The organism is Ochrobactrum vermis (genome assembly GCF_002975205.1).
Taxonomy (GTDB): Bacteria; Pseudomonadota; Alphaproteobacteria; order Rhizobiales; family Rhizobiaceae; genus Brucella; species Brucella vermis.
Map to the genome: position 1 here is coordinate 1,621,004 of NZ_PCOC01000001.1, position 22,401 is coordinate 1,643,404.

Below are 22,401 nucleotides of genomic sequence, written 5' to 3' on the forward strand. Positions count from 1 at the left end.
TCAGTCCATCGCGACCGGGCTTTTTTAATCCTGAACGGCTATTCCGTTCCTTGAATGGCTGCAAGAAGCCACTCACCGCCATCGGCGCGGGTAAAGGTCCAGACTTCGGTGCTTTCGACCGGCTCGTTCGGGTTGCCTTCAACGACAGCGCCGGTGTTGCGATCCAGCATGACGTCGATTGCGGAGTAGCGGATCGCCACAGTGGCATAGTCGACGTTGCCTTCACGCCAGGCTTCGGAAACGTCGCCCTGAAGCAGCTTCACGTCCTTCACTTCATTGCGCATGCCGCTGGAAGCGATTTCGCCCAGTTCTTCGGCGAGATATGACATGGCTTCCGGGGTGGTCAGCTTGCGCAGTGCAGCGTAATCCTCGCGGCCATAGGCGCTCTGGATTTCCGACAGCATCTGCTCGAAACGGTCAAGCTCTTCCTGTCCGACATCCATCGGCTCGTCTTCGACCGCCTGGGTTATCGGCTCTTCAGCCTGCTTGGCACCGGCACCGAACGGATTGACCGAAGGCGTACGACCGCCAAAGCTGCCAGCCTGTTGCGGTGCAGCACTCTTGGCCGCTCCGAAAGGCTGTGCGGAGCCAAAAGGCTGCGCATTTGCATTGCCAGCACCCGCCGTTGCCGTCGCGCCCTGACGGCGATTGGCAAACATGCGCATGACGAACATCGCAATCAGCGCGATCACAGCCACCTGCAACAGAAGACCGAACATACCGGCAAGACCGCCGAGGCCGTTGCCAAGCAACATGCCGATCAGGCCGCCCACAAGAAGACCGCCCAGCATGGAGCGACCGAAATTACCGAACATGCCGCCAGCACGGGCCGGCGCCGCGTTCTGCGCACCAGCCGCGGCAGGACGGGTCGTCTGCGTTGTGCCGGTATTCGGCGTCATCGAACGTTCGATCGGTGCAGCATTATTCGGTGCGGTACGCGTCGGCGCAGGCGCCTGATAGGTACGCGCGCCACGGCTGCCGAAACCGCCACCGCCTGCGCGGCGAGCCTCGGCGAAATCGACCGCAGCAAAAGAGGCAATCAGCCCCAATACCATTGCAGCGGTCAGTTTGGTCAGGCGGCTTCCGGAACCCGGCATCGTTTACTCCCATTTAGAGACATGAGTGAATGTTTAAATCATTTCTCATATGGGAATTCGCCCCCGCCCCTCACAAGGGTGTGAAGACAAAAAAGTCCAGAAATTTCAAATGGACCCAGAAACATTAAACAGGCAAAGCCGCATCCAGAATCTGGATCTGAGGTGTGACCGAGCCGTTCCAGTGATTGAGCGACAGATTGCCTGCCACATGCACGCTCTGGCCGATATTGTTGAACAGAAAGCGCCCCAGATCGCCCTCAGCCGCCCGGAAGGCTATCGCATTGACGCGCTTTCCGTCGGCACCGCGCAAACTCACACGCACATGATCGCGCCCGACGCCGCGCGCATCGGCCAGTATATGATGTGGCAGTGCCAGAATGGGTTGTGGGTGCGCTGAACCGTAGGGTCCAGCTTTCTGCAAGGCTTCGTAAAGCGATACCGTTGCGCCCGATGCTGCCAGTGCACCGTCGATGGACAGGCTCTGGTTTTCGCGCAGGCGCGAGACGATATGGGCCGATTCCTCTTCAAGATAAGCGCGCAATGCCCCAAGATTGCTGCGCTCTATCGTGATGCCAGCCGCCATAGCATGGCCGCCGCCCTTGACGAGCAGGCCCCGTTCCATTGCGCCGCGCACCAGCTTGCCAAGATCAAGTCCCATGATTGAGCGACCGGACCCCGAACCCACACCATTGGCGTTGAAAGCAATGGCAAAGGCCGGTCGCCGGGCCTTTTCCTTGAGCCGCGAGGCAAGCAACCCGACAATACCCGGATGCCAGCGATCACTCGCCGTCACGATCACCGAAGCGCCCGCACCGCCGGAAATTTCAAGCGACGCCTCCGCTTCCGCTTCCAGAAGCATTTCCGCTTCCATCGCCTGACGTTCCTGATTGAGCCGGTCGAGTTCGACGGCAATACGGTCCGCCGTTGCTGGGTCGTCCAGCGTCAGCAGCCGAGCGCCAAGCCCCGCATCGCCAATGCGCCCACCAGCATTGATGCGCGGCCCGATCAGATAGCCAAGATGGAAGACATTGATCGGTTCGCCGATGCGCGCCACACGCGCCAAAGCCGCAAGGCCGACATTGCTCTGCGACCGCGCAACAACCAATCCTTTGACGACGAAAGCCCGATTGACACCAGTCAACGGCACCACATCGCAAACCGTTGCCAGTGCCACCAGATCGAGCAGGGAGAGAAGATCGGGACCTGCCCCTTTTCTACGTTCTCTCAAAATCTTGGCGACCTGCACCAAAGTCAGAAAGACCACGCCCGCCGCGCAAAGATGCCCTTGCTGGGAAATATCGTCTTCACGGTTCGGATTGACAATAGCTACGGCATCTTCCGGCAAGTCGCCGCCAACCTGATGGTGATCGAGCACGACGACATCCGCGCCCGCCTGCTTGGCAGCAGTGATGGAAGGCGCACTGTTGGTGCCGCAATCGACGGTAACGATCAAGCTCGCGCCCTTGGCGACCAGATCGCGCATGGCATCGGGGTTGGGACCGTAACCTTCGAAAATCCGGTCCGGAATGTAGATGGAATGCTGAATGCCGTAATGTTTGAGAAAACGCGCCATCAAAGCGGAGGAACACGCTCCATCGACATCGTAATCACCAAAAATAGCCACGGTTTCGCGGCGTTGAATGGCATCGGCAATACGGCTCGCTGCATTCTCCATATCGGTGAGCGTTGCCGGGTCGGGCATGAGATTGCGCAGGGTCGGATCGACAAATTCCGGCGCGCCTTCCACGGACACACCCCGCCCGGCAAGCACACGGGCAACCAGATCGGAAATGCCGTGATGCTGCGCAATGGCAAGCGCCGTATTGGCCTCGCGCAGGCCAAGCCGGTCTACCCATTTCTGCCCGGTTGCGGATTGTCTTATTCCGAGAAAAAAGCGCTCTGTCGTCATAAGTTTCTAAAGACACAAAAGGCGGCATTTTTGCAATGCCGCCTTTGACTATTCTACGCTCAATCCTGCCAAGGTTTAGGCTAAACCGTTCTAGCGCAATCCCCTAAAACTTGGACAGATCCTGGTGGCGAGCCTTGATCTCGCGTACGGTCTGCGAGCTGGAGCGCATCACGATGGTATGCGTCTGGATATAGTCGCGGGCGAACTTAACGCCGGAGAGCATGTTGCCGTCCGTCACGCCGGTAGCGGCAAAAAGCACGTCGCCCTTGGCCATTTCTTCCAGCGAATAGACCTTCTTCGGGTCTGCAATGCCCATCTTCGCAGCGCGAGCAATCTTTTCATCAGTATTGAGCTGAAGGCGACCCTGCATCTGGCCTCCGATGCAGCGCAGAGCTGCCGCAGCCAGAACGCCTTCAGGCGCTCCACCAATGCCGATATAGATGTCGATGCCCGTTTCATCCGGGCTTGTCGTGTGCATGACGCCGGCCACATCGCCATCTCCGATAAGGCGGATAGCAGCACCGGTTGCCCGCACTTCCTCGATCAGGCGCGCGTGGCGCGGGCGATCCATGATGCAGGCGGTGATTTCATTCGGCTTTACACCCTTTGCCTTGGCGACAGACATGATGTTGTCTGTCGGGCTGGCATCGAGGTCCACAACGCCCTTCGAATAGCCCGGACCAACGGCGATCTTTTCCATGTAGACGTCAGGCGCGTAAAGCAGATTGCCCTTCTCGGCGATCGCGATGACGGCGAGCGAGTTCGGCAGGTTCTTGGCGCAGATCGTCGTGCCTTCCAGTGGGTCGAGCGCGATATCGACGTCCGGTCCCTGCTTGGTGCCGACTTCTTCGCCGATATAGAGCATTGGCGCTTCGTCGCGTTCGCCTTCACCGATAACAACAGTTCCGGCAATGGGAAGACGGTTCAGTTCCTGACGCATGGCATCGACGGCGGCCTGATCGGCAGCCATTTCGTCGCCACGGCCACGCAGCCTCGCCGCCGCCACCGCTGCACGCTCGGCCACGCGGACCAGTTCGAGTGTGAGAATGCGATCCAGTCCGTGGGGGTGCTGCTCTGCGGTCTTGGCCATTTGAACAAAGTCCTGAATTCGAATTGCGTGGACGCGGCGCACGAAGCCCGCGATTGCCGCCTCTTATAGCGACACTGTGCAAACCTTTTGTCAAAGTCCCCCGCCCCCTGCAAGGGTGAGAGACCTAAAAACATTGCGCGCTCAAACTCTTAATCGATTTAAGCTATACACGCTTCGTTTCATGTCCGGGCCGGATGTGAACGCTCGCACCCGGCCAGAAGTTACAGAAATTGTTAAACAACCAGAAGATGTTGCAGGCAATCAGCTTCCGATTCCGTCAAAGAAAAACTCCGGACTTTCCACCTCGACCAGCTTTTTCCTTTCGATCATCCAGAAACGGTTGCCGACATTGCGAACAAAACTGCGGTCATGCGAGACGATCAGGCTCGCCGCCTCATTGCACAGCAGTTCCACTTCCAGCGCTTCCTGACCTTCGATATCGAGATGGTTGGTTGGTTCATCGAGAATATAGAAATTCGGATTGGTCAGCCGCAAAACCAGCATGGCAAGACGCGCCTTCTGCCCTCCCGACAAGCGTTCAAGCGGTTTGGCCTGCATTTCAAGTGTCATGCCTGCGCCCGCCAGCAACGATCGCGTCCGCTGGTCGCCAATATCGAAACGCCTTGCAATCGTCTCGAACGGTGTGTGGTCAGGGCGAAGCTCCGACAAGGCCTGATCGCTATAACCGAGCACAAGCGATGGCGTCGCCTTGATCCCCGCCTGCGCTTGATCGGGTGCAAGAATGGCCTCACGCACCAGCGTAAGCAACCGGGTCTTGCCCAGGCCGTTGGCGCCCAAGAGGACAATACGGTCACCGGGATTGATCCAGAGCTGTCCTGTCTTGAAAAGAAGTCGTTCATCAGGTGTGGCAATATCGGCCTGATCGAGGATAACCAGAGCCTTGGCGTGGCTGCCCCGGCTATTCAGCATGATCTTGCCGGCTGAGCGCTCCACATGCGCCGCCTTGGCGCTTTCCTCGATCTTGTCGGCCCGCGCTTTCAACTGCTTGGTCTTGATCACCAGCAGATCGCTGCCTGAGTTGATACCGATATTGTTGAGCTTCGCCGCCTGCCTGCGCAACTGCTGGACCGTTTTCATATCCTTTTCGAACTGCCGGGCATCGGCTGCATCGATTTCATCAAGTGCAACGCGCGCCTGACTATATGGCAGAGCGAAAACCGGCGATTTTTCCGCACGCAGAAACAATGTTCGCTTCGTCACTGCGTCCAGAAAGGCGCGATCATGACTGCTGACCACGACCGCGACCGAGCGTGGCAACGCGTTCAGCCAGTCTTCCAGCAGCCGTACTTTTTCGAGGTCCAGATGATTGGTCGGCTCATCGAGCAGCAGGACATCGGGTTCCGTAACCCATGCCCGAGCCAAAAGTGCGAGCCGCTGCCAGCCGCCGCTAAGCTGCCCTATGGAGCGCTGCCGCAATTCTTCGGCAACATTCAGATCGTCCAACACGATATCCGCACGCCAGCTTTCATAATCGCGCGCTTCGTCATCCAGCCCATCTAGCACCACCTCGTAAAAAGTGCGCTCGAACAGGTTTTCTGGAACATATTGGCTGACATGGCCGATCTTCAAGCCGCGCGACCGCGTAATCGTACCAAGCGTTGGATCGCCCTCCCCAACGAGGAGACGCAGAAGACTGGTCTTGCCGCGCCCGTTGGCAGCGACGATGCCCAGCCGCTCGCCCTCGCCGATGACAAGATCGAGATTGGCAAACAGAGGTTCATGAAGGGTCAGAGAAAGATTCTGGATAGAAACAAGAGACATGGCAATCAGCCCAATTCTGCCACGCACGAATGTCCGGTTTCCAAACCGTGACACAGATAGATGTGCTGGCGAATGTCCGGCAGCGGTTCTATGACCGCGCCTTCAGGAAAAGGCAGAATAAGACAGTGATTTCAGTCTTTTTCCGCCCTGCACAAATTACTTATGCAGGGCAAAATCGGGGCCGTGCTGACGGTGATAATCATGACGCGTCACATACATCCTACAGCCCTCCTTTTCCTGTTTTGTCTCTTGAAACGAATAAAGCCGGGTCAATTCCGACCCGGCTTTCATAACAAAGGTGGCTTCAACCTGCAAGGGACGCCAGTTCCCGGTTTTCACCCAGCGCGCTCGATGCGGATCATCTGTGGCTTATCGACCAGATGATCATCCTTGAGAATCGCCTCCAGCGCCTTTTTGACGGCAGATTCGGTCGTCTCATGCGTGACGAGAATAACCGTCTTGATGCCTTCTTTGGCCGCGCCGTTCATTGGCGGACGTTGGACAATCGATTCCAGCGAGATATCGTTTTCAGCCATGCGCTTGGCAATGGCTGCAAAGGCACCGATGCGATCAAGAACTGTCAGGCGAATGAAGTAACCGCCCGCATGTTTGCGCATCTTGGCGCGTTTGTAAGGCTGCAACGCCTTGGCAGGTGTGCCGAACACCGGACCATGCTGGAAGCCCGGACGGCTCTTGGCAATATCAGCGACATCGCCGATCACGGCGGATGCTGTCGCATTACCGCCCGCGCCGGGGCCAGAAAGCAGGAGCTCGCCCAGAAGATCGGTTTCGATTGCCACGGCGTTGGTCACGCCATGAACCTGCGCGATGACCGACGAGGTGGGCACCATGGTCGGATGCACGCGCTGTTCAATGCCGGTGTCCGTTTTCTGCGCAACACCCAGAAGCTTGATGCGATAACCGAGCTCATCGGCCGCGCGAATATCGGCCAGCGAAATATTGCTGATGCCTTCCAGATAGATGTCATCGGCTGCAATCTGCGTGCCGAAGGCAAGGCTGGTCAGGAGCGCCAGCTTATGCGCCGTATCGTTTCCTTCGATATCGAAAGTCGGATCAGCTTCGGCATAACCGAGACGCTGGGCATCCTTGAGACAATCCTCGAACGAAATGCCTTCTTCCCACATCCGGGTCAGGATGTAGTTGCAGGTGCCGTTCATGATGCCATAGACGCGCGAAACCGTATTGCCGGTCAGCGACTCACGCATCGCCTTGATGACCGGAATGCCACCGGCGACCGCCGCTTCGAAATTGAGAAGAACGCCCTTGTCCTCGGCGATCTTGGCGAGCGCAACACCGTGGCGCGCAAGCAAGGCCTTGTTGGCTGTGACCACATGGCGACCAGCACGCAGGGCCGCTTCCACGGAAGCTCTGGCCGGGCCGTCCTCACCGCCGATCAACTCCACAAAGACATCGATTTGCGCGGTTTTCGCCAGTTCGACCGGATCGTCGAACCAGTCGATACCGGAAAGATCGATGCCACGGTCCCTTGTGCGGTCCCGGGCGCTGACCGCCGTAACCATCACAGGCTTGCCGCACTGGCGCGTGAGCATTTCGGACTTGTCACGCAGGATACGCAACACCGAAGCACCAACGGTGCCGAGGCCGGCAACGCCGATCCGTAATGCATCACTCATTATATCGACCTTCTGTATGGAGTGGCTTATCGGGTGGGAAGTTGCGGGCCGAACCAGCCGGCCCGCAAGCATGAAGAACGCTCTTAACGGCGGCCTTCGAGCGGGATCACATTCTGCAGGTTCTCGTCTCTGGTAGACAGAAACCGCTTGATGTTACGTGCGGCCTGACGGATGCGATGCTCGTTTTCGACCAAAGCGATACGCACATATTCGTCGCCGTGTTCGCCAAAACCGATACCCGGCGCGACGGCCACATCAGCTTGTTCGACCAACAGCTTGGAAAATTCGAGCGAACCCAGCGAACGGAAACGTTCCGGGATCGGAACCCATGCGAACATGGTTGCGGCTGGCGGCGGAACGTCCCAGCCCGCACGACCGAAGCTTTCAACCAGCACATCGCGACGCTGCTTATAGACATTGCGCACGTAGGCAATGTCCGAGCCGTCCCCATTCAACGCTGCCGTCGCGGCAACCTGAATAGGCGTAAACGCGCCATAATCGAGATAGGATTTGACGCGGGTGAGAGCTGCGATCAGGCGTTCATTGCCAACCGCAAAGCCCATGCGCCATCCCGGCATGGAGAATGTCTTCGACATCGAGGTAAACTCGACCGCCACGTCCATGGCGCCGGGCACTTCCAGCACCGATGGCGGAGGATTGCCATCAAAATAGATTTCCGAATAGGCAAGGTCAGACAGGATGACGATGTCATGCTTGCGTGCAAACGCAACGACGTCCTTATAGAAATCGAGCGTCGCCACATAGGCAGTCGGATTGGATGGGAAATTCAGGATCAGCGCAATCGGCTTCGGAATCGAATGCTTTACGCCACGTTCCAAGGCCGGGATGAAGCTGTCATCCGGCTTGGCCTGAATCGAACGGACCACGCCGCCCGACATGATGAAGCCGAACGAATGGATCGGATAGGTCGGGTCCGGGCAAAGCACCACATCGCCCGGCGCGGTGATGGCCTGCGCCATATTGGCGAAACCTTCCTTGGAACCAAGTGTGGCGACGACCTGCGTATCGGGATTGAGCTTCACACCAAAGCGGCGCGCATAATATTGCGCCTGCGCACGACGCAGTCCCGGTATTCCCTTCGATGAGGAATAACGATGCGCACGCGGGTCCTGCACGGCCTCGCACAGCTTGTCGACAATATTCTGCGGGGTCGGCAGATCCGGATTACCCATGCCAAGATCGATAATGTCGGCACCCGCCGCTCGCGCCGATGCCTTCAGACGGTTGACCTGTTCAAAGACATAAGGGGGCAGACGACGGATTTTATGGAATTCTTCCGACATGATCCTGTGTTCCAGTGGAGGGTTGAACGTAATGGCGCGTATGCGCCGCAATGGAGCTATACACCTGTTCTCGAATCGGGTCGAGACGTGTTGCCGCGTCAAACGACGCAGTTTTCGTCTTTATGGAAGAGGATTTACTCTTCCCCGCTTTCGATCTGTTTCAGGGTAGCGTCCGTTTCCTGCTGCGCCTGCTGACGCAGAGTTGCAGCCTCGGCTGGCGTGAAGCCTGCACCGCCGGTTCTAGACGCCGCCAGACGCGTGCGGTCGGCATCGAGCTTAGTTGTAAGCTGCTGCTTTTCTTCGGCGGTAATCTGCGTGGTCGCAGCCTTTGGCATATGGCCGAATGTCGGGAATACGCCGGTACGGGAAGCGCCTTCCTGCGGTGTGCCCTGAAACTCTTTTCCGCCCGCGCATGCCGTGAGCATCGCCGCCGCTGTTGCTGCCAGCAAAAGATTGGCGATCTGCCGCGTGCGCTTGGTCATGTTTCTGTTCCCGGTTAATGCCGCATAAGATGCTGTTGGCCACAACACCAGACAAAGATAAAGCAATTGCCAAGGGATAGCACCAAGTCGAGGCGTCCTGTCAACAAGTGAGTGATGCAAATCGGAAATTCGCCTCGTACCGAAGGCCGACGGCTCCTCGCAGACTATCGCGACTGCTGAAGCGGAACAGAAAATGTAACCAATGGTTACATAAAGTAATATTTCGTTATTACCCAGTATCCGCACTGAACCCGAAGTCTTTTAACACTAAATGCGCATCAATAGTTGCACTCGGCGATTAAAAAACTTAAAAATTGGTAACCAATTGCCCGATGGGTGATTTGTCTAATACAGCAGAATGATAGTCATAGTTCTGAAGTGACCATCATAAGATGCTGATATTTCTGAATTTATTTCCCGGCATAAACAGTCGGGAGTTGTGGGAACGATCGCCATCAGCATGGCGTCAAACTCGCACGGGAGAGCCGATCTCCCGAAACCAGGTCAGTTCGAATGCGTTCGAGCCGCCAATCTGGTCAGGGAAATCGAGCTGGAGCAGACTGTTGAAATTTGCACATTCTACACACCGGACCACCGGCAGGTTTCTTTCAGGTAGCGTGGCTTTGCTTGCGCTTCTTGTCACGTCCTGTACGTCGACCGGCACAGGTCTTGACGGAAAGCCGCTTCAGATGACCTCCACAACGGGCGGCTCCATGATTGCGGACACATTGCAAAGTGCCGCCGATCAGACTGCCACCGCCGAGGCGACGGCAACTGCTACTCCTTCGACAGAAGAAAAAAAGACCGAGGCCAAGCCGGGCCAAACAAAACCGGTGACCGTAGCCGAAGCCACGAACACCAATACAAAAGAACAGACAAAACCGGTCGAGACTGCAACAGCCGCTGAACAACAGCCGACAGAAGTAGCCGCCGTCGCGTCCCCGCAGCCAAAGAGCTCGTCGCTTTTCGGTATGTTCGGCGGCAACAAGTCCGCTGAACCTGAACCCGCAAAAGCAGCAGAACAGCCAGCGGCAGTCGCTCCAACCGAAACCGCGAAAAAGCAGCAGGAACCGGCAAAGGAAGAAAAAACTGCCGAATCCGCAGAGCCGCAACAAACCGCGGCAGCAAAGCCTGCCGAAGCAGAAAAGCCGGTTCAGGTTGCTTCACTGTTCGGCTCAACAAAAAGCGCATATGCCTCACCGCAGCGCCCGACGGCCACGCAAGGCAGCATTGCCCGGCTTTTCTCCGACGAATCGGCAGGAACGCGCTCAGACAGAACCGAAAACAAGAAGCTTGCAGTTGCCAAGCCCGTTTCACCATCCGCGAAACATGATTACAATTATTCGCTGCCCGGTGTGCGCCCCAATGGCGGCGTGGAAATCAAGCATCGCAACAGCCTTTACGACGATAGCGATATCGACGCGAATGAAGATGATGAGTTTGCAAATGTCACGCTTGCATCGGCTCCGGGCCTTGCCCGGCTCGCACCCAATGGCCTGAAAGTCCAAAGACAAACCGTAGACGTTGCCTGCCTCAAGCCACAGCTCGTTTCCATGCTGAAAAGCATGGAGCGGCATTTCCGCCGCCCGGTAATGGTGACTTCGGGCTATCGCAGTCCCTCATATAACCGCAAGGTCAACGGCGCACGCAAATCGCTGCATATGATCTGCGCGGCCGCAGATATTCAGATCGATGGCGTTTCCAAGTGGGAAGTCGCCCGCTTTGCCCGCTCCATGTCCGGGCGTGGCGGTGTCGGCACCTACTGCCACACGACCTCGGTTCACGTCGATGTCGGCCCGGAACGCGACTGGAACTGGCGCTGCAAGGGCTAGAGCATATCTCCCGAAAGCCGGATCGCGTGATCCGGCTTTTTCTTTTGCTTTTATTTTCAACGGAATAACACGGCCATCCGCACGAGTTTCCCCCACTCCTGCAGCACATTCGTTTTTTTTCAGAAAAGTGTTTTTTGGGGCTTGCGAGTCAGAACCTTCCTGAATATAAGCCCACTCACACCAGCAGGCGCCCATCGTCTAGCGGTTAGGACAGCGCCCTTTCACGGCGCAGACAGGGGTTCGATTCCCCTTGGGCGTACCACTTTCTGGATTTTCATTTTCCCCTACAATTCAGTTAATTAGCGCTTTTTGCGAGCTGTTTAGTGCTGTCTAAACTTATTCACAGATAGGTGAAAAAGGGGCTTGCATGTCGGAAATTTCCTGACTATAAGCGCCCCACACCAGCAGGCGCCCATCGTCTAGCGGTTAGGACAGCGCCCTTTCACGGCGCAGACAGGGGTTCGATTCCCCTTGGGCGTACCATTGCTGGGTTTTCTTTTCCCTTGGATTTGACGGAATTATTACTGGCCGAATTGCCAGGATGCTGTTACGCGCCGACCTGCAACCTTTTCGGAAGGACAGCAAGATGTCGAAAGCAACAGCAATCGTTCCCACCGCCCATGCCAGCCGCTACCTGCAGCAGCTTTGCAAACACTGGGCCCACAAATTCGCGGTCGAATTCACGCCGGAACATGGCACCATCGATTTGGGCGAGAACCGTCTTGTGATTCTCGATGCCGATGCGGAAAAACTGACCACAACGGTTGAAACCTCGGAAGAAAATCTCGCCCGCCTAGAAGAAGTGGTGGCAAGTCACGTCGTCCGCTTCGCTTTCCGCGAGGAACTCGTTTTCAACTGGGCGCAGCAGTAACAGAAGCGGGCGCGTTTACCCTATCTGTAAAAAGCCCGCAAATTGCCCGGAATAGCCATTATCGCATCACATTCCGGGCAAATTTTCCCGTGAAATTCTTCCCAACTTCGAACACGTGATTTGATGGGGAAGAATAATGACAAGCGAAACGAGAACCACCCTTACCTTTCTCGGCGCCGGTCTCGTTGCAGCAGCAATGGTCCTCGGTGCGGATATGAGCTGGGCTGACGTCATCAAGGCCTTGTTCTAAGCGCCCCCGCCGGTTTCACTATTTTCGTGGAACCGTCAGAAAAACCTTTCACGGGCTCGCCGAACTGCTCTAAATCGGCGCATGATTTTTCAAACACCTCTGGTTACCGGCAAGCTGGAACGCCGCTACAAAAGATTTCTTGCCGACGTCACGCTCGATGACGGGCGCTTTATTACTGCTTCCGTGCCCAATACCGGCTCGATGCTCGGATTGACCGCTACAGGTTCTCGCGTCTGGCTTAGTGTTTCGGATGCCCCTCACCGCAAATACGCCCATACGCTGCAGATTGTCGAAGCGGATAACACGCTGGTCGGCGTAAACACCGGCTTGCCGAACCGGATCGCTGAGGAAACAATCCTTAAGGGCCTCATTCCGGACCTCGCGGGATATGCCAGCCTCAAGCGCGAGCAGAAATATGGCAGGAACTCACGCATCGACCTGTTGCTGGACGATGGCCCTCGCCAGCGAGCTTATGTCGAGGTCAAGAATGTGCATTTCATTCGTACGCTCGGATTGGCGGAATTCCCCGATACGGTGACGACGCGCGGTGCAAAACATCTCGATGAACTCGTCGACGTTGTTGCCGCTGGTCATCGGGGCGTGATGCTGTTTATTATCCAGCGAAGTGATTGCAGCAGATTCAGCATCTCCGGTGATCTCGACCCCACCTACGCACGTGCTTTTGAGCGCGCACGCGCAAACGGGGTTGAGGCTTGGGCCGTTCGGTGCCACATAACGGATGAACGCATTGACGCCACTACGCTGGTGCCGATTGAATAGACTAAGACGGATCGAGTGATGGTAACCTATATCGAAGCAACAAACGCACCCATGAAATATACGGGCCAGATCAGGCTTTATGGTCCGGACGCTTTCGAAGGTATGCGCACCGTCTGCAACCTGACGGCACGCTGTCTTGATGCCCTCAACGATGTTGTCAAGCCGGGCGTAACAACCAATGAAATCGATCGTTTCGTGTTCGAGTTCGGCATGGATCACGGCGCATTTCCCGCCACGCTGAACTATCGCGGCTATACGAAGTCGACCTGCACATCGATCAATCATGTCGTCTGCCATGGCATCCCGAACGAAAAGCCGTTGCGCGAAGGCGATATCGTCAACATCGACGTGACCTATCTCCTTGACGGCTGGCACGGCGATTCAAGCCGCATGTATGCAGTGGGTGAAATTAAGCGCGCCGCCGAACGGCTGCTTGAAGTCACCTATGAAAGCCTGTTGCTTGGAATCGCGGCCGTAGCGCCAGGTACAAAAACGGGTGCAATCGGTGCGGCCATCCAGACCTATGCCGAAGCAGAGCGCTGCTCCGTCGTGCGAGACTTCTGCGGTCACGGTGTCGGACAGCTATTCCACGATGCGCCGAACATCCTCCATTACGGCACGCCGAATGAAGGGGTTGAAATCAAGGAAGGCATGATCTTCACGATCGAGCCCATGATCAATCTCGGCAAACCGCACGTGAAAGTCCTTGCCGATGGCTGGACGGCGGTTACCAGAGATCGTTCGCTGACAGCGCAATATGAGCATACGGTAGGTGTCACGAAGGACGGCTGCGAGATATTCACGCTCTCCCCAGCCAATGTCTTCGGACCACCTTCCATGAGATAAAAACAAAGAGATATAGTCTCGGTAATTGTCTGGTCTGTTTTTGCGGGGGTTTAAACAGGATGGCAAAGAACAAGAATGAGCCGGACAACACGCAGTTTCCCGGCTTCAACGATACACTGCAACTAACACCGAAGATCGACCAGCCGCATTATGCCGGGCATCGTGACCGTCTCAAACAGCGTTTCAGGGATACTCCCGATGCGCTGGCGGATTATGAATTGCTCGAAATGCTGCTGTTTCGCGCTATTCGCCGTTCAGACACCAAACCGCTCGCCAAAGCTTTGTTGGCCCGGTTCGGCTCTATCGCAGAAGTGCTGGCTGCTCCCGAAAAGCTGATTGCTGAAGTTCCCGGTGCCGGCCCCACCGTCGCGCACGAACTCAAGCTTGTGGAAGCTGTCGCCAAACGAAGCGCCCGCAGTGCGGTCATGGAACGCGAAGTGCTTGGTTCATGGAACAAGGTGATCGAATATTGCACCACTGCCATGGCCTACGAGACCCGCGAACAGTTCCGAATTTTGTTCCTCGACAAGAAGAACAAAATGATTGCAGACGAAGTTCAGCAGACGGGCACAGTGGACCACACGCCTGTTTACCCGCGCGAGGTCGTCAAGCGGGCATTGGAACTATCCGCAACTGCCATCATTCTGGTCCACAATCATCCATCTGGTGATCCGACCCCTTCTCGGGCAGACATCGACATGACCAAGCAACTCGTCAGTGCAGCCAAGGCACTCAACATTACGGTGCATGACCATGTCATCGTCGGAAAGAACGGCCATGCCAGCTTCCGCGGACTGGGATTGATCTAGCAAGACTTTCGGAAACAAGCAGTTACCAATTATTAAGCATAGCGCGAAGAATGGTCGCGCAATGCATGGAAATCGCTCGAATTTTCTTAAATTTGGTCACAATCAGGGGCGAGACGGAAGCCAGTTCGAAGGCGCTGCCTTCCAATGGTTATAATAAGTTCAGGCATGTTTCCCGCCAGCGTTTCCAGACGGGAAAATCGGAGTAAAAAATGTTGAAGCGTTCTATCACCGCAGCGGCGCTCGGCGCCACAATCGTTGCTTTCACAGGTTCGGCTTTCGCTGCCGACGTGATGGGAGCAACGGATTATTCCTATAACGATCCGGTTGCCAGCGGCCCGCATGACTGGTCCGGAAACTATATCGGCGCACAGATCGGCGCTTCTTCATCCAAGTTTCCAAGCCCCTTCACCAACCGCACCGGCGCTCTTGGCGGTGTTGTCGTCGGCAAGAACATGCAAAACGGCAATGTAGTGTTCGGTGCAGAGCTCGAAGGCAACTTCGCCGAAGCCGAACATCGCATCGGCCATGGCGGCAGCCTTCAGCAATCATGGAACGGTAATGCCAAGGGCAAGGTCGGCTATGCTTTCGACAAGACGCTCGTTTACGGTACTGCCGGTTACGGTGTGACCCGCTTCAAGGCCAAGGACAACACCACTGCGGCTCCAGGCTGGGAAGGCGGCGCGCTGGTTGGCGCTGGTGTCGAACAGGCCCTAAGTGGCCCGCTTTCCGTCAAGGCTGAATATGACTTCCAGCGCTTCAGCGACGTGAAGTCACGCGTCAACGGCGTGGAACAACGCAACAATTTGAAGAACCATTCGATCAAAGCCGGTCTGAACTACAAGTTCTAGACCTCTTGATCCGACGCGAAACTTCATTCTGTTTTCGCATCAAGCAATTCTGCTTTTGCACAAAGGGCTGCGTTTCATAGCGCAGCCCTTTCGCTTTGCATAAATTTATCTTCATTTCGCAGTCTGACTACGTCATTCGATGGCTTGACTCCGACAGGCACTAACCGATTATAAATTGGGAGTGGAAGCGCGGGGAACAATAAGAGCGAAAAGCTCAACCACCATATCGGGAGGTTATCTTACCTTGCCGTGTTGTCTCCTTGCGCCTGAACACTTGGATATGTGGCTCTGCTCTCGCAGGCCATGCAGTCAGGAATGAAAGAATGCAGCGCGTTTTTGACGGACATAACGATGTCCTTCTGCGGCTTTGGGAAAATGCCCGCAAGGGCGAAGACCCGATCAAGGAATTTATCGGCGGGACGGATATCGGCCATATCGATCTACCCCGTTCGCGCAAAGGCGGTCTCGCCGGCGGAGTATGCGCCATCTACATACCTTCGGGCGAGCATATCGAGCTTGGGAAGCCCGATGCCAACGGGCATTACGAAACGCCGCTTTCTCTCCCGCTGGAACGCAGCCCCTCCCTCGACGTCGCTCTCGAAATTGCCGCTATAGCACTGAGACTGGAAGCCGCCGGAGGCTGGAAGCTCTGCCGCAATGGCCGAGAACTTGATGAAACACTGAACAGCGACACATTCGCCGCCGTGCTGCACATGGAAGGCTGCGAAGCCATTGATGAAGATCTGGCAGCACTTGAAGTCTTCTATGCCATTGGCTTGCGTTCGCTTGGCCCTGTCTGGAGCCGAAACAATATTTTTGCCCACGGTGTTCCATTCGCCTACCCGATGAGCCCCGATACCGGCCCCGGCCTGACCGATGCGGGCAAGCGTCTGGTCAAGGCATGCAACACCAAGGGCATTCTGATCGACCTGGCTCACATCACCGAAAAAGGGTTCTGGGATGTGGCCGAACTGAGCGATCAGCCGCTGGTCGCCAGCCATTCGAACGCGCACGCCCTCACCCCGGTCGCCCGCAATCTGACGGACAAGCAGATGGATGCCATCCGCGAGAGCAAGGGCCTTGCGGGACTGAACTTCGCCACCACCATGCTACGCGCCGATGGCAAGGAGGATGCCAATACGCCGATGTCCGATATGGTCCGCCATATCGATTACATGGTTGAGCGCATGGGGATCGACTGCGTGGCGCTCGGCTCCGATTATGACGGCGCGACCATCCCAGCCGAAATTTCCGATGCCGCCGGAACCCAGAACCTAGTCGGGGCCTTGCAGAAGGCCGGATATAGCGATGAGGAACTTGCAAAGCTTTGCCGGGGCAACTGGATCAGGGTCCTGAAACAGGCATGGCACGAAGCCTGACATACCGATACAATCCAACAAAATCCCAACAAAAATACAGGAAGGGAACTCAAACATGATGCATTTCGGACGTTTTCGTATTCTGGCCGCAGGTGCGGCACTCGCCGCCGTGCTGGCTGCAAATCCGGCCTTGTCGGCCACGCCAGCCGACACGCTCGTCCAGGCATGGGCCATTGATGACACCATCACACTGGACCCTGCAGAGTCCTTCGAACTCAGCCCGGCTGAATTCATCGGTAACGCCTATGACATGCTCGTTCGCCTCGACATCAACGACACGTCGAAAGTCGTGCCGGCCGTTGCGGAAAGCTGGACCGTTTCCGACGACGGCCTCACCTATACGTTCAAGCTGAAGAAGGACATCAAGTTCGCTTCGGGCAATCCGATTACCTCGGCCGACGTGGCTTATTCTTTCGAACGCGCTGTGCGTCTCGACAAGAGCCCGGCCTTCATCCTGACCCAGTTCGGTCTGACCAAGGATAACGTCAACGAAAAGGCGAAAACCGTAGATGACAACACCTTCGTCTTCACCGTGGACAAGCCATATGCACCAAGCTTCGTGCTAAACTGCCTGACCGCGACGGTTGCTGCAATCGTTGACAAGAAGCTTCTCGAAGAACATGCCGTAAAGGTCACGCCGACCGACGATTACAAATACGACACCGACTATGCCAATGCATGGCTGAAGACCAAGTCGGCAGGCTCTGGTCCATTCACGATCCGCGAATGGCGCGCAAATGAAGTCGTCATTCTGGAGCGCAACGACAATTTCTACGGCGAAAAGGCCAAGCTTAAGCGCGTCTTCTATCGCCACGTCAAGGAAAGTGCGACGCAGCGCCTGATGCTTGAATCCGGCGACGTCGATGTGGCACGCAATCTGGAGCCGGGCGACTATGAAGCCGTTCTGAAGAACGACAAACTGACCACCGCCAGCGCTGCCAAGGGCACGGTCTATTACATCAGCCTCAACCAGAAGAACGAGAACCTGGCCAAGCCCGAAGTTCGCGAAGCGTTCAAATATCTGGTCGATTATGATGCAATCGGTTCGACCCTCATCAAGGGCATTGGTGAAATCCGCCAGACCTATCAGGCCAAGGGTGTTCTCGGTTCTCTCGATGCTGCGCCGTACAAGCTCGACGTGGCAAAGGCGAAGGAACTTCTCGCCAAGGCGGGTCTGAAGGACGGTCTCTCGGTCACCTTCGACGTCCGTAACGGCCAGCCGGTCACCGGCATTGCCGAATCCTTCCAGCAGACCGCTGCTCAGGCTGGTGTGAAGATCGAGATCATCCCCGGCGACGGCAAGCAGACGCTGACCAAGTATCGTGCCCGTAACCACGATATGTATATCGGCCAGTGGGGCATGGACTATTGGGATCCGAATTCCAATGCCGAAGCTTTCACCAGCAATCCTGACAACAGCGATGACGCATCGACCAAGACGCTTGCATGGCGCAACGCCTGGGACATTCCGGAGCTGACGAAGCAGACACAGGCTGCGCTTCTGGAACGCGACTCCGAAAAACGTGCGGACATCTACAAGAAGCTTCAGCAGGAAGCTCTCGACCAGAGCCCGTTCGTCATGCTGTTCCAGCAGGTTGAAGTTGCCGGTATTGGCGGCAACGTGAAGGGTTACAAGCTCGGCCCGACATTCGACTCGAACTTCCTTGCGGTCGTCAGCAAGGAATAGCCGGCCATGCCTTGGCGCATGAGAGGCTTTCATGCGCCAAACCGGCTTTAAAACAAGGAGATGGAACGGTTCTGCATCGGAACAGCTCTAGAGCTATACAAGCAAAAGACAACTGAGCCCCTCGGATCGGAACCCGTTCTGAAACGCTCTCATTGTCGAAAGCGGTCAAAACATTGAGTAATATTGAAACCACCAAAAAGGTAAGGCGAGCGCCGCGACGCTCATCAGCCATTGCCGCGTCGATAGCCAGTTTTCTGGTTATCGTCATCACGACCTATCTGGGCCTTCTGGCCGTCACATTCTTTATCGGCCGTGTGGTGCCGATCGACCCCGTGCTGGCTATTGTCGGCGACCGCGCGCCTGCGCATGTCGTCGCGCGTGTGCGGGAAGAAATGGGCTTCAACCTGCCCTATTACCAGCAGTTCTATCTTTACGTGAAAGGCGTATTGCAAGGCGATTTCGGCACTTCGGTGCTCACGACCAATCCGGTCATGACCGACATACGCCGCGTTTTCCCCGCTACGATGGAACTTGCCACCGTCGGCACGATCATCGGCGCATTGTTCGGTATTCCGCTCGGCGTGCTCGCCGCCGTGAAGCGCGGCAGCCTTGTCGACCAGATTGTGCGCGTGATCGGCCTTGTCGGCTATTCGGTGCCGATCTTCTGGCTCGGCATGCTTGCACTGTTGATTTTCTATGCGCGGCTGGGCTGGACATCGGGGCCCGGACGTATCGACATCACATTCGAATACACCTTCACGCCGATCACCGGCTTCTATCTGATCGACGCTATCCTCCAGCGCGACTGGCCGGCCCTCAAGGATATTGTCTCCCACCTTATCCTGCCATCGGCTCTGCTCGGCTATTTCTCGCTTGCCTATATAAGCCGCATGACCCGTTCCTTCATGCTCAACGAGCTGGAACAGGAATATATTGTCGCGGCGCGCGCCAAAGGCATTTCGGAAACCCGCATCATCTGGGGCCACGCGTTGCGCAACGCCGCCGTCCCGCTCGTGACCGTGATTGCGCTTTCCTATGCGGGACTTCTGGAAGGTTCGGTTCTGACCGAAACCATCTTCTCCTGGCCTGGCCTCGGACTCTACATCACTAATTCACTGCAAAACGCTGATATGAATGCCGTTCTCGGTGGCACCATCGTTATCGGATCGGTCTTTATCGCGCTCAACCTCGTGTCCGATCTTCTCTATCGGCTTCTCGATCCAAGGACGCGCGCACGATGAGCCAAATGACAGATACTACCAACCTCTCATGGCGTGAATGGCTGCTTACCGAACGGCCGCAGTCACGCACCCAAGCCCGTCTCGGTCGCGCCTATATGGTCTGGCGGCGCTTCACCGCCAATAAGCTGGCCGTTCTCGGCCTTCTGATTATCATCGGGCTGCTCGTCGTTGCGGCTCTGGCCGATGTGCTGGCTCCGCATTCTCCTGTTATCGGCGATCTGGCCAATGCACGTCTTCTGCCGCCCGGAACGCCCGGTTATCTGCTTGGCACCGACGATCAGGGACGCGATATTCTTTCACGTCTGATCTACGGCTCCCGCCTCACCCTTTACGTGGTGCTGCTGGTTGCCATCATCGCGGCACCCGTCGGCCTTCTTGTCGGTACGGTTGCGGGCTATGCCGGTGGCTGGGTCGATGCGGTATTGATGCGCATCACCGACATCTTCCTCGCCTTCCCGAAGCTCATTCTGGCACTCGCCTTTGTTGCAGCTCTCGGGCCAGGTATCGAGAACGCCATTATAGCCATCGCAATCACCTCATGGCCGCCTTATGCGCGTATTGCGCGTGCGGAAACGCTCACAGTGCGCAACTCGGATTATATCTCCGCCGTCCGCCTGATGGGCGCTTCGCCGATCCGCATCGTCGTGCGTCACATCATGCCGCTCTGCACATCTTCGCTGATCGTACGTGTGACACTTGACATGGCAGGTATCATCCTCACCGCCGCGGGTCTCGGTTTCCTCGGCCTCGGCGCTCAGCCGCCATTGCCTGAATGGGGCGCGATGATCGCATCCGGTCGCCGCTTCATTCTCGACCAGTGGTGGGTTGCCGCTATGCCGGGTATCGCGATCCTCATCGTCAGCCTGGGCTTCAATCTTCTGGGCGATGGTCTGCGCGATGCGCTCGATCCGCGGGGTAACAACCAATGAAGCCTCTTCTGACTGTTGAAGACCTGCGCGTCACCTTCCCGACGCGCACGGGAGCCATCGAAGCCGTCCGCGGCGTCAGCTTTGAATTGGGCCGTGAACGTCTTGGTATTGTTGGCGAATCCGGTTCTGGAAAATCCCAGACCGGGCGCGCCATCATGGGGCTCACACCACTGCATGCACAGATCACCGCCAAGAAACTAGAGTTCGACGGCATCGATCTTCTCAAGATATCGGCTCGCGAACGCCGCGCCTTGCGTGGTGGCCGCATAGCCATGGTGTTGCAGGATCCGAAATATTCGCTCAACCCAGTCATGACGATCGGCAAGCAGATTGCCGAAACGCTGAAGGCCCATGGCAAGTTCAGCGGTGCGGAAATCCGCAGACGCTCCATCGCCATGCTTGAAGCTGTGCAGATCCGTGACGCCGAACGCGTCATGAGCCTCTATCCGCACGAAGTTTCGGGCGGCATGGGACAACGCGTCATGATCGCCATGATGCTGGTCGCCGAGCCGAAAATGCTGATCGCCGACGAACCGACTTCGGCCCTCGACGTGACCGTTCAGCTCGAAGTGCTGGGCATTCTCGACAAGCTGGTGGCCGAACGTGGCATGGGGCTGATCTTCGTCAGCCATGACCTGCGCCTTGTTTCGTCCTTCTGCGACCGTGTCATCGTGATGTATGCAGGCAAGATCGTGGAGGAAATCGCGGCGAAGGATCTCGCCAATGCGAAACATCCCTATACGCAAGGATTGCTGAACTGCATGCCTAAAATCGGAGCCGATCGCCATCCCCTGCCAACCTTGCAGCGTGAGGAGGCATGGAAGCTATGAGCACGGCATCTGCACTGAGCGTCGACAATATTGACGTCTATTTCGATCATTTCCATGCGCTGAAATCGGTGAGCATCGACGTAGCACGCGGTGAATCATACGGCCTCGTGGGTGAATCCGGTTCTGGCAAATCGACCTTGCTGCGGGCGGTTGCCGGACTGGCACCCGTCGAAGACGGCGAAATCCGTATCGATGGGCAATTGCTGAAGACGCCGCGTGACAAAGCGTTCTATCGCAATGTCCAGATGGTGTTTCAGGACCCTTATGGCTCGCTGCATCCCCGGCAAACGGTGGATCGGCTGTTACTTGAACCGCTTGCCATCCACGGCGTCGGCGACACGGAACAGCGCATCGTAAGAGCGCTGGATGAAGTCGGTCTCGGCTCAGGCTTCCGCTTTCGCTATCCACACCAGCTTTCAGGTGGCCAGCGCCAGCGTATTGCCATTGCCCGTGCCCTGATCGTTGAGCCCAGCATATTGCTGCTTGATGAGCCAACCTCGGCGCTAGACGCATCGGTTCAGGCGGAAGTGCTGAACCTGTTGGAACAGGTTCGACGTGATCGCAACCTGACCTTCATCATGGTCAGCCATGATCTTGGCGTTGTCACCCATATGTGCAACCGGCTCGCGGTCATGCGCAATGGGGAGGTCGTGGAACAGCTGCAGGCAAACGATCTTGTCAGCGGCAATATCCATGCCGACTATACGAAGAACCTGATGCAGGCGAGTGAAGGCTTTAGCAGGTAAACAAAAGGGGACCTACCGGTCCCCTTTTTCATTG

Annotated in this window: 19 protein-coding genes and 2 tRNA genes; 14 read left to right on the forward strand and 7 right to left on the reverse strand. The window is 56.6% G+C overall.

The annotated features are described in order from the left end of the window. Positions 1-38 precede the first annotated feature (38 nt). The 7 genes from CQZ93_RS08090 to CQZ93_RS08120 all read right to left on the reverse strand — a co-directional run bounded on the left by CQZ93_RS08090 (position 39) and on the right by CQZ93_RS08120 (position 9,319). Positions 39-1,097 carry a Tim44 domain-containing protein gene (locus CQZ93_RS08090; protein ID WP_105542112.1) on the reverse strand — a complete coding sequence of 353 codons (1,059 nt, stop codon included), beginning with the start codon at positions 1,095-1,097 and terminating at the stop codon, positions 39-41. Positions 1,098-1,221: 124 nt separating this feature from the next. Continuing rightward, on the reverse strand, positions 1,222-3,006 hold the full coding sequence (gene recJ / locus CQZ93_RS08095; protein WP_105542113.1) for a single-stranded-DNA-specific exonuclease RecJ: 1,785 nt from the start codon (positions 3,004-3,006) through the stop codon (positions 1,222-1,224). A 103-nt stretch (positions 3,007-3,109) separates the two neighbouring features. Beyond that, the gene (gene glpX, locus CQZ93_RS08100) at positions 3,110-4,096 is read right to left on the reverse strand and encodes a class II fructose-bisphosphatase (protein ID WP_105542114.1); all 987 of its coding nucleotides are present in this window, start codon (positions 4,094-4,096) and stop codon (positions 3,110-3,112) included. A 261-nt stretch (positions 4,097-4,357) separates the two neighbouring features. Continuing rightward, positions 4,358-5,878, reverse strand: a complete 1,521-nt coding sequence (locus CQZ93_RS08105; RefSeq protein ID WP_105543225.1) for an ABC-F family ATP-binding cassette domain-containing protein — start codon at positions 5,876-5,878, stop codon at positions 4,358-4,360. A gap of 335 nt (positions 5,879-6,213) precedes the next feature. Further along, positions 6,214-7,533: a homoserine dehydrogenase gene (locus CQZ93_RS08110; RefSeq protein ID WP_105542115.1), complete on the reverse strand. Its 1,320-nt coding sequence runs from the start codon at positions 7,531-7,533 to the stop codon at positions 6,214-6,216. An 83-nt stretch (positions 7,534-7,616) separates the two neighbouring features. Then, positions 7,617-8,837 (reverse strand): LL-diaminopimelate aminotransferase, encoded by a 1,221-nt coding sequence (locus CQZ93_RS08115; protein ID WP_105542116.1) that lies wholly within the window; start codon positions 8,835-8,837, stop codon positions 7,617-7,619. A gap of 134 nt (positions 8,838-8,971) precedes the next feature. After that, on the reverse strand, positions 8,972-9,319 hold the full coding sequence (locus CQZ93_RS08120) for a hypothetical protein (RefSeq protein WP_105542117.1): 348 nt from the start codon (positions 9,317-9,319) through the stop codon (positions 8,972-8,974). A 563-nt stretch (positions 9,320-9,882) separates the two neighbouring features. Here CQZ93_RS08120 and CQZ93_RS08125 point away from each other — a divergent pair. The 14 genes from CQZ93_RS08125 to CQZ93_RS08190 all read left to right on the forward strand — a co-directional run bounded on the left by CQZ93_RS08125 (position 9,883) and on the right by CQZ93_RS08190 (position 22,367). Continuing rightward, positions 9,883-11,151, forward strand: a complete 1,269-nt coding sequence (locus CQZ93_RS08125) for a YcbK family protein (RefSeq protein ID WP_105542118.1) — start codon at positions 9,883-9,885, stop codon at positions 11,149-11,151. 187 nt (positions 11,152-11,338) lie between these two features. Then, positions 11,339-11,413: transfer RNA gene (locus CQZ93_RS08130), tRNA-Glu, on the forward strand. Positions 11,414-11,559: 146 nt separating this feature from the next. Then, positions 11,560-11,634 (forward strand) — tRNA-Glu (locus CQZ93_RS08135). Between the two features lie 103 nt (positions 11,635-11,737). Next, positions 11,738-12,022, forward strand: coding sequence for a DUF2218 domain-containing protein (locus tag CQZ93_RS08140; protein ID WP_105543226.1), 285 nt, complete (start codon positions 11,738-11,740; stop codon positions 12,020-12,022). Positions 12,023-12,353: 331 nt separating this feature from the next. After that, positions 12,354-13,052: a DNA/RNA nuclease SfsA gene (gene sfsA, locus CQZ93_RS08145; RefSeq protein ID WP_105542119.1), complete on the forward strand. Its 699-nt coding sequence runs from the start codon at positions 12,354-12,356 to the stop codon at positions 13,050-13,052. 18 nt (positions 13,053-13,070) lie between these two features. Further along, positions 13,071-13,898, forward strand: a complete 828-nt coding sequence (gene map, locus CQZ93_RS08150) for a type I methionyl aminopeptidase (RefSeq protein WP_105542120.1) — start codon at positions 13,071-13,073, stop codon at positions 13,896-13,898. Between the two features lie 59 nt (positions 13,899-13,957). Further along, the gene (radC, locus tag CQZ93_RS08155) at positions 13,958-14,707 is read left to right on the forward strand and encodes a RadC family protein (protein ID WP_105542121.1); all 750 of its coding nucleotides are present in this window, start codon (positions 13,958-13,960) and stop codon (positions 14,705-14,707) included. Positions 14,708-14,916: 209 nt separating this feature from the next. Then, on the forward strand, positions 14,917-15,555 hold the full coding sequence (locus tag CQZ93_RS08160; protein WP_105542122.1) for an outer membrane protein: 639 nt from the start codon (positions 14,917-14,919) through the stop codon (positions 15,553-15,555). Positions 15,556-15,878: 323 nt separating this feature from the next. Beyond that, positions 15,879-16,934, forward strand: a complete 1,056-nt coding sequence (locus CQZ93_RS08165) for a dipeptidase (protein ID WP_105542123.1) — start codon at positions 15,879-15,881, stop codon at positions 16,932-16,934. 55 nt (positions 16,935-16,989) lie between these two features. Continuing rightward, positions 16,990-18,621 carry an ABC transporter substrate-binding protein gene (locus CQZ93_RS08170; protein ID WP_105542124.1) on the forward strand — a complete coding sequence of 544 codons (1,632 nt, stop codon included), beginning with the start codon at positions 16,990-16,992 and terminating at the stop codon, positions 18,619-18,621. A gap of 173 nt (positions 18,622-18,794) precedes the next feature. Continuing rightward, positions 18,795-19,862, forward strand: a complete 1,068-nt coding sequence (locus CQZ93_RS08175) for an ABC transporter permease (RefSeq protein ID WP_105543227.1) — start codon at positions 18,795-18,797, stop codon at positions 19,860-19,862. Further along, a complete protein-coding gene (locus CQZ93_RS08180; protein ID WP_105542125.1) occupies positions 19,859-20,791 on the forward strand; it encodes an ABC transporter permease in 933 nt (310 codons plus the stop codon). The genes CQZ93_RS08175 and CQZ93_RS08180 overlap by 4 nt, the downstream gene beginning before the upstream one ends. Then, positions 20,788-21,621, forward strand: a complete 834-nt coding sequence (locus tag CQZ93_RS08185; protein ID WP_105542126.1) for an ABC transporter ATP-binding protein — start codon at positions 20,788-20,790, stop codon at positions 21,619-21,621. Before CQZ93_RS08180 ends, CQZ93_RS08185 begins: the two co-directional genes overlap by 4 nt. Next, positions 21,618-22,367, forward strand: a complete 750-nt coding sequence (locus CQZ93_RS08190) for an ABC transporter ATP-binding protein (RefSeq protein ID WP_105543228.1) — start codon at positions 21,618-21,620, stop codon at positions 22,365-22,367. Before CQZ93_RS08185 ends, CQZ93_RS08190 begins: the two co-directional genes overlap by 4 nt. Positions 22,368-22,401: the final 34 nt, after the last annotated feature.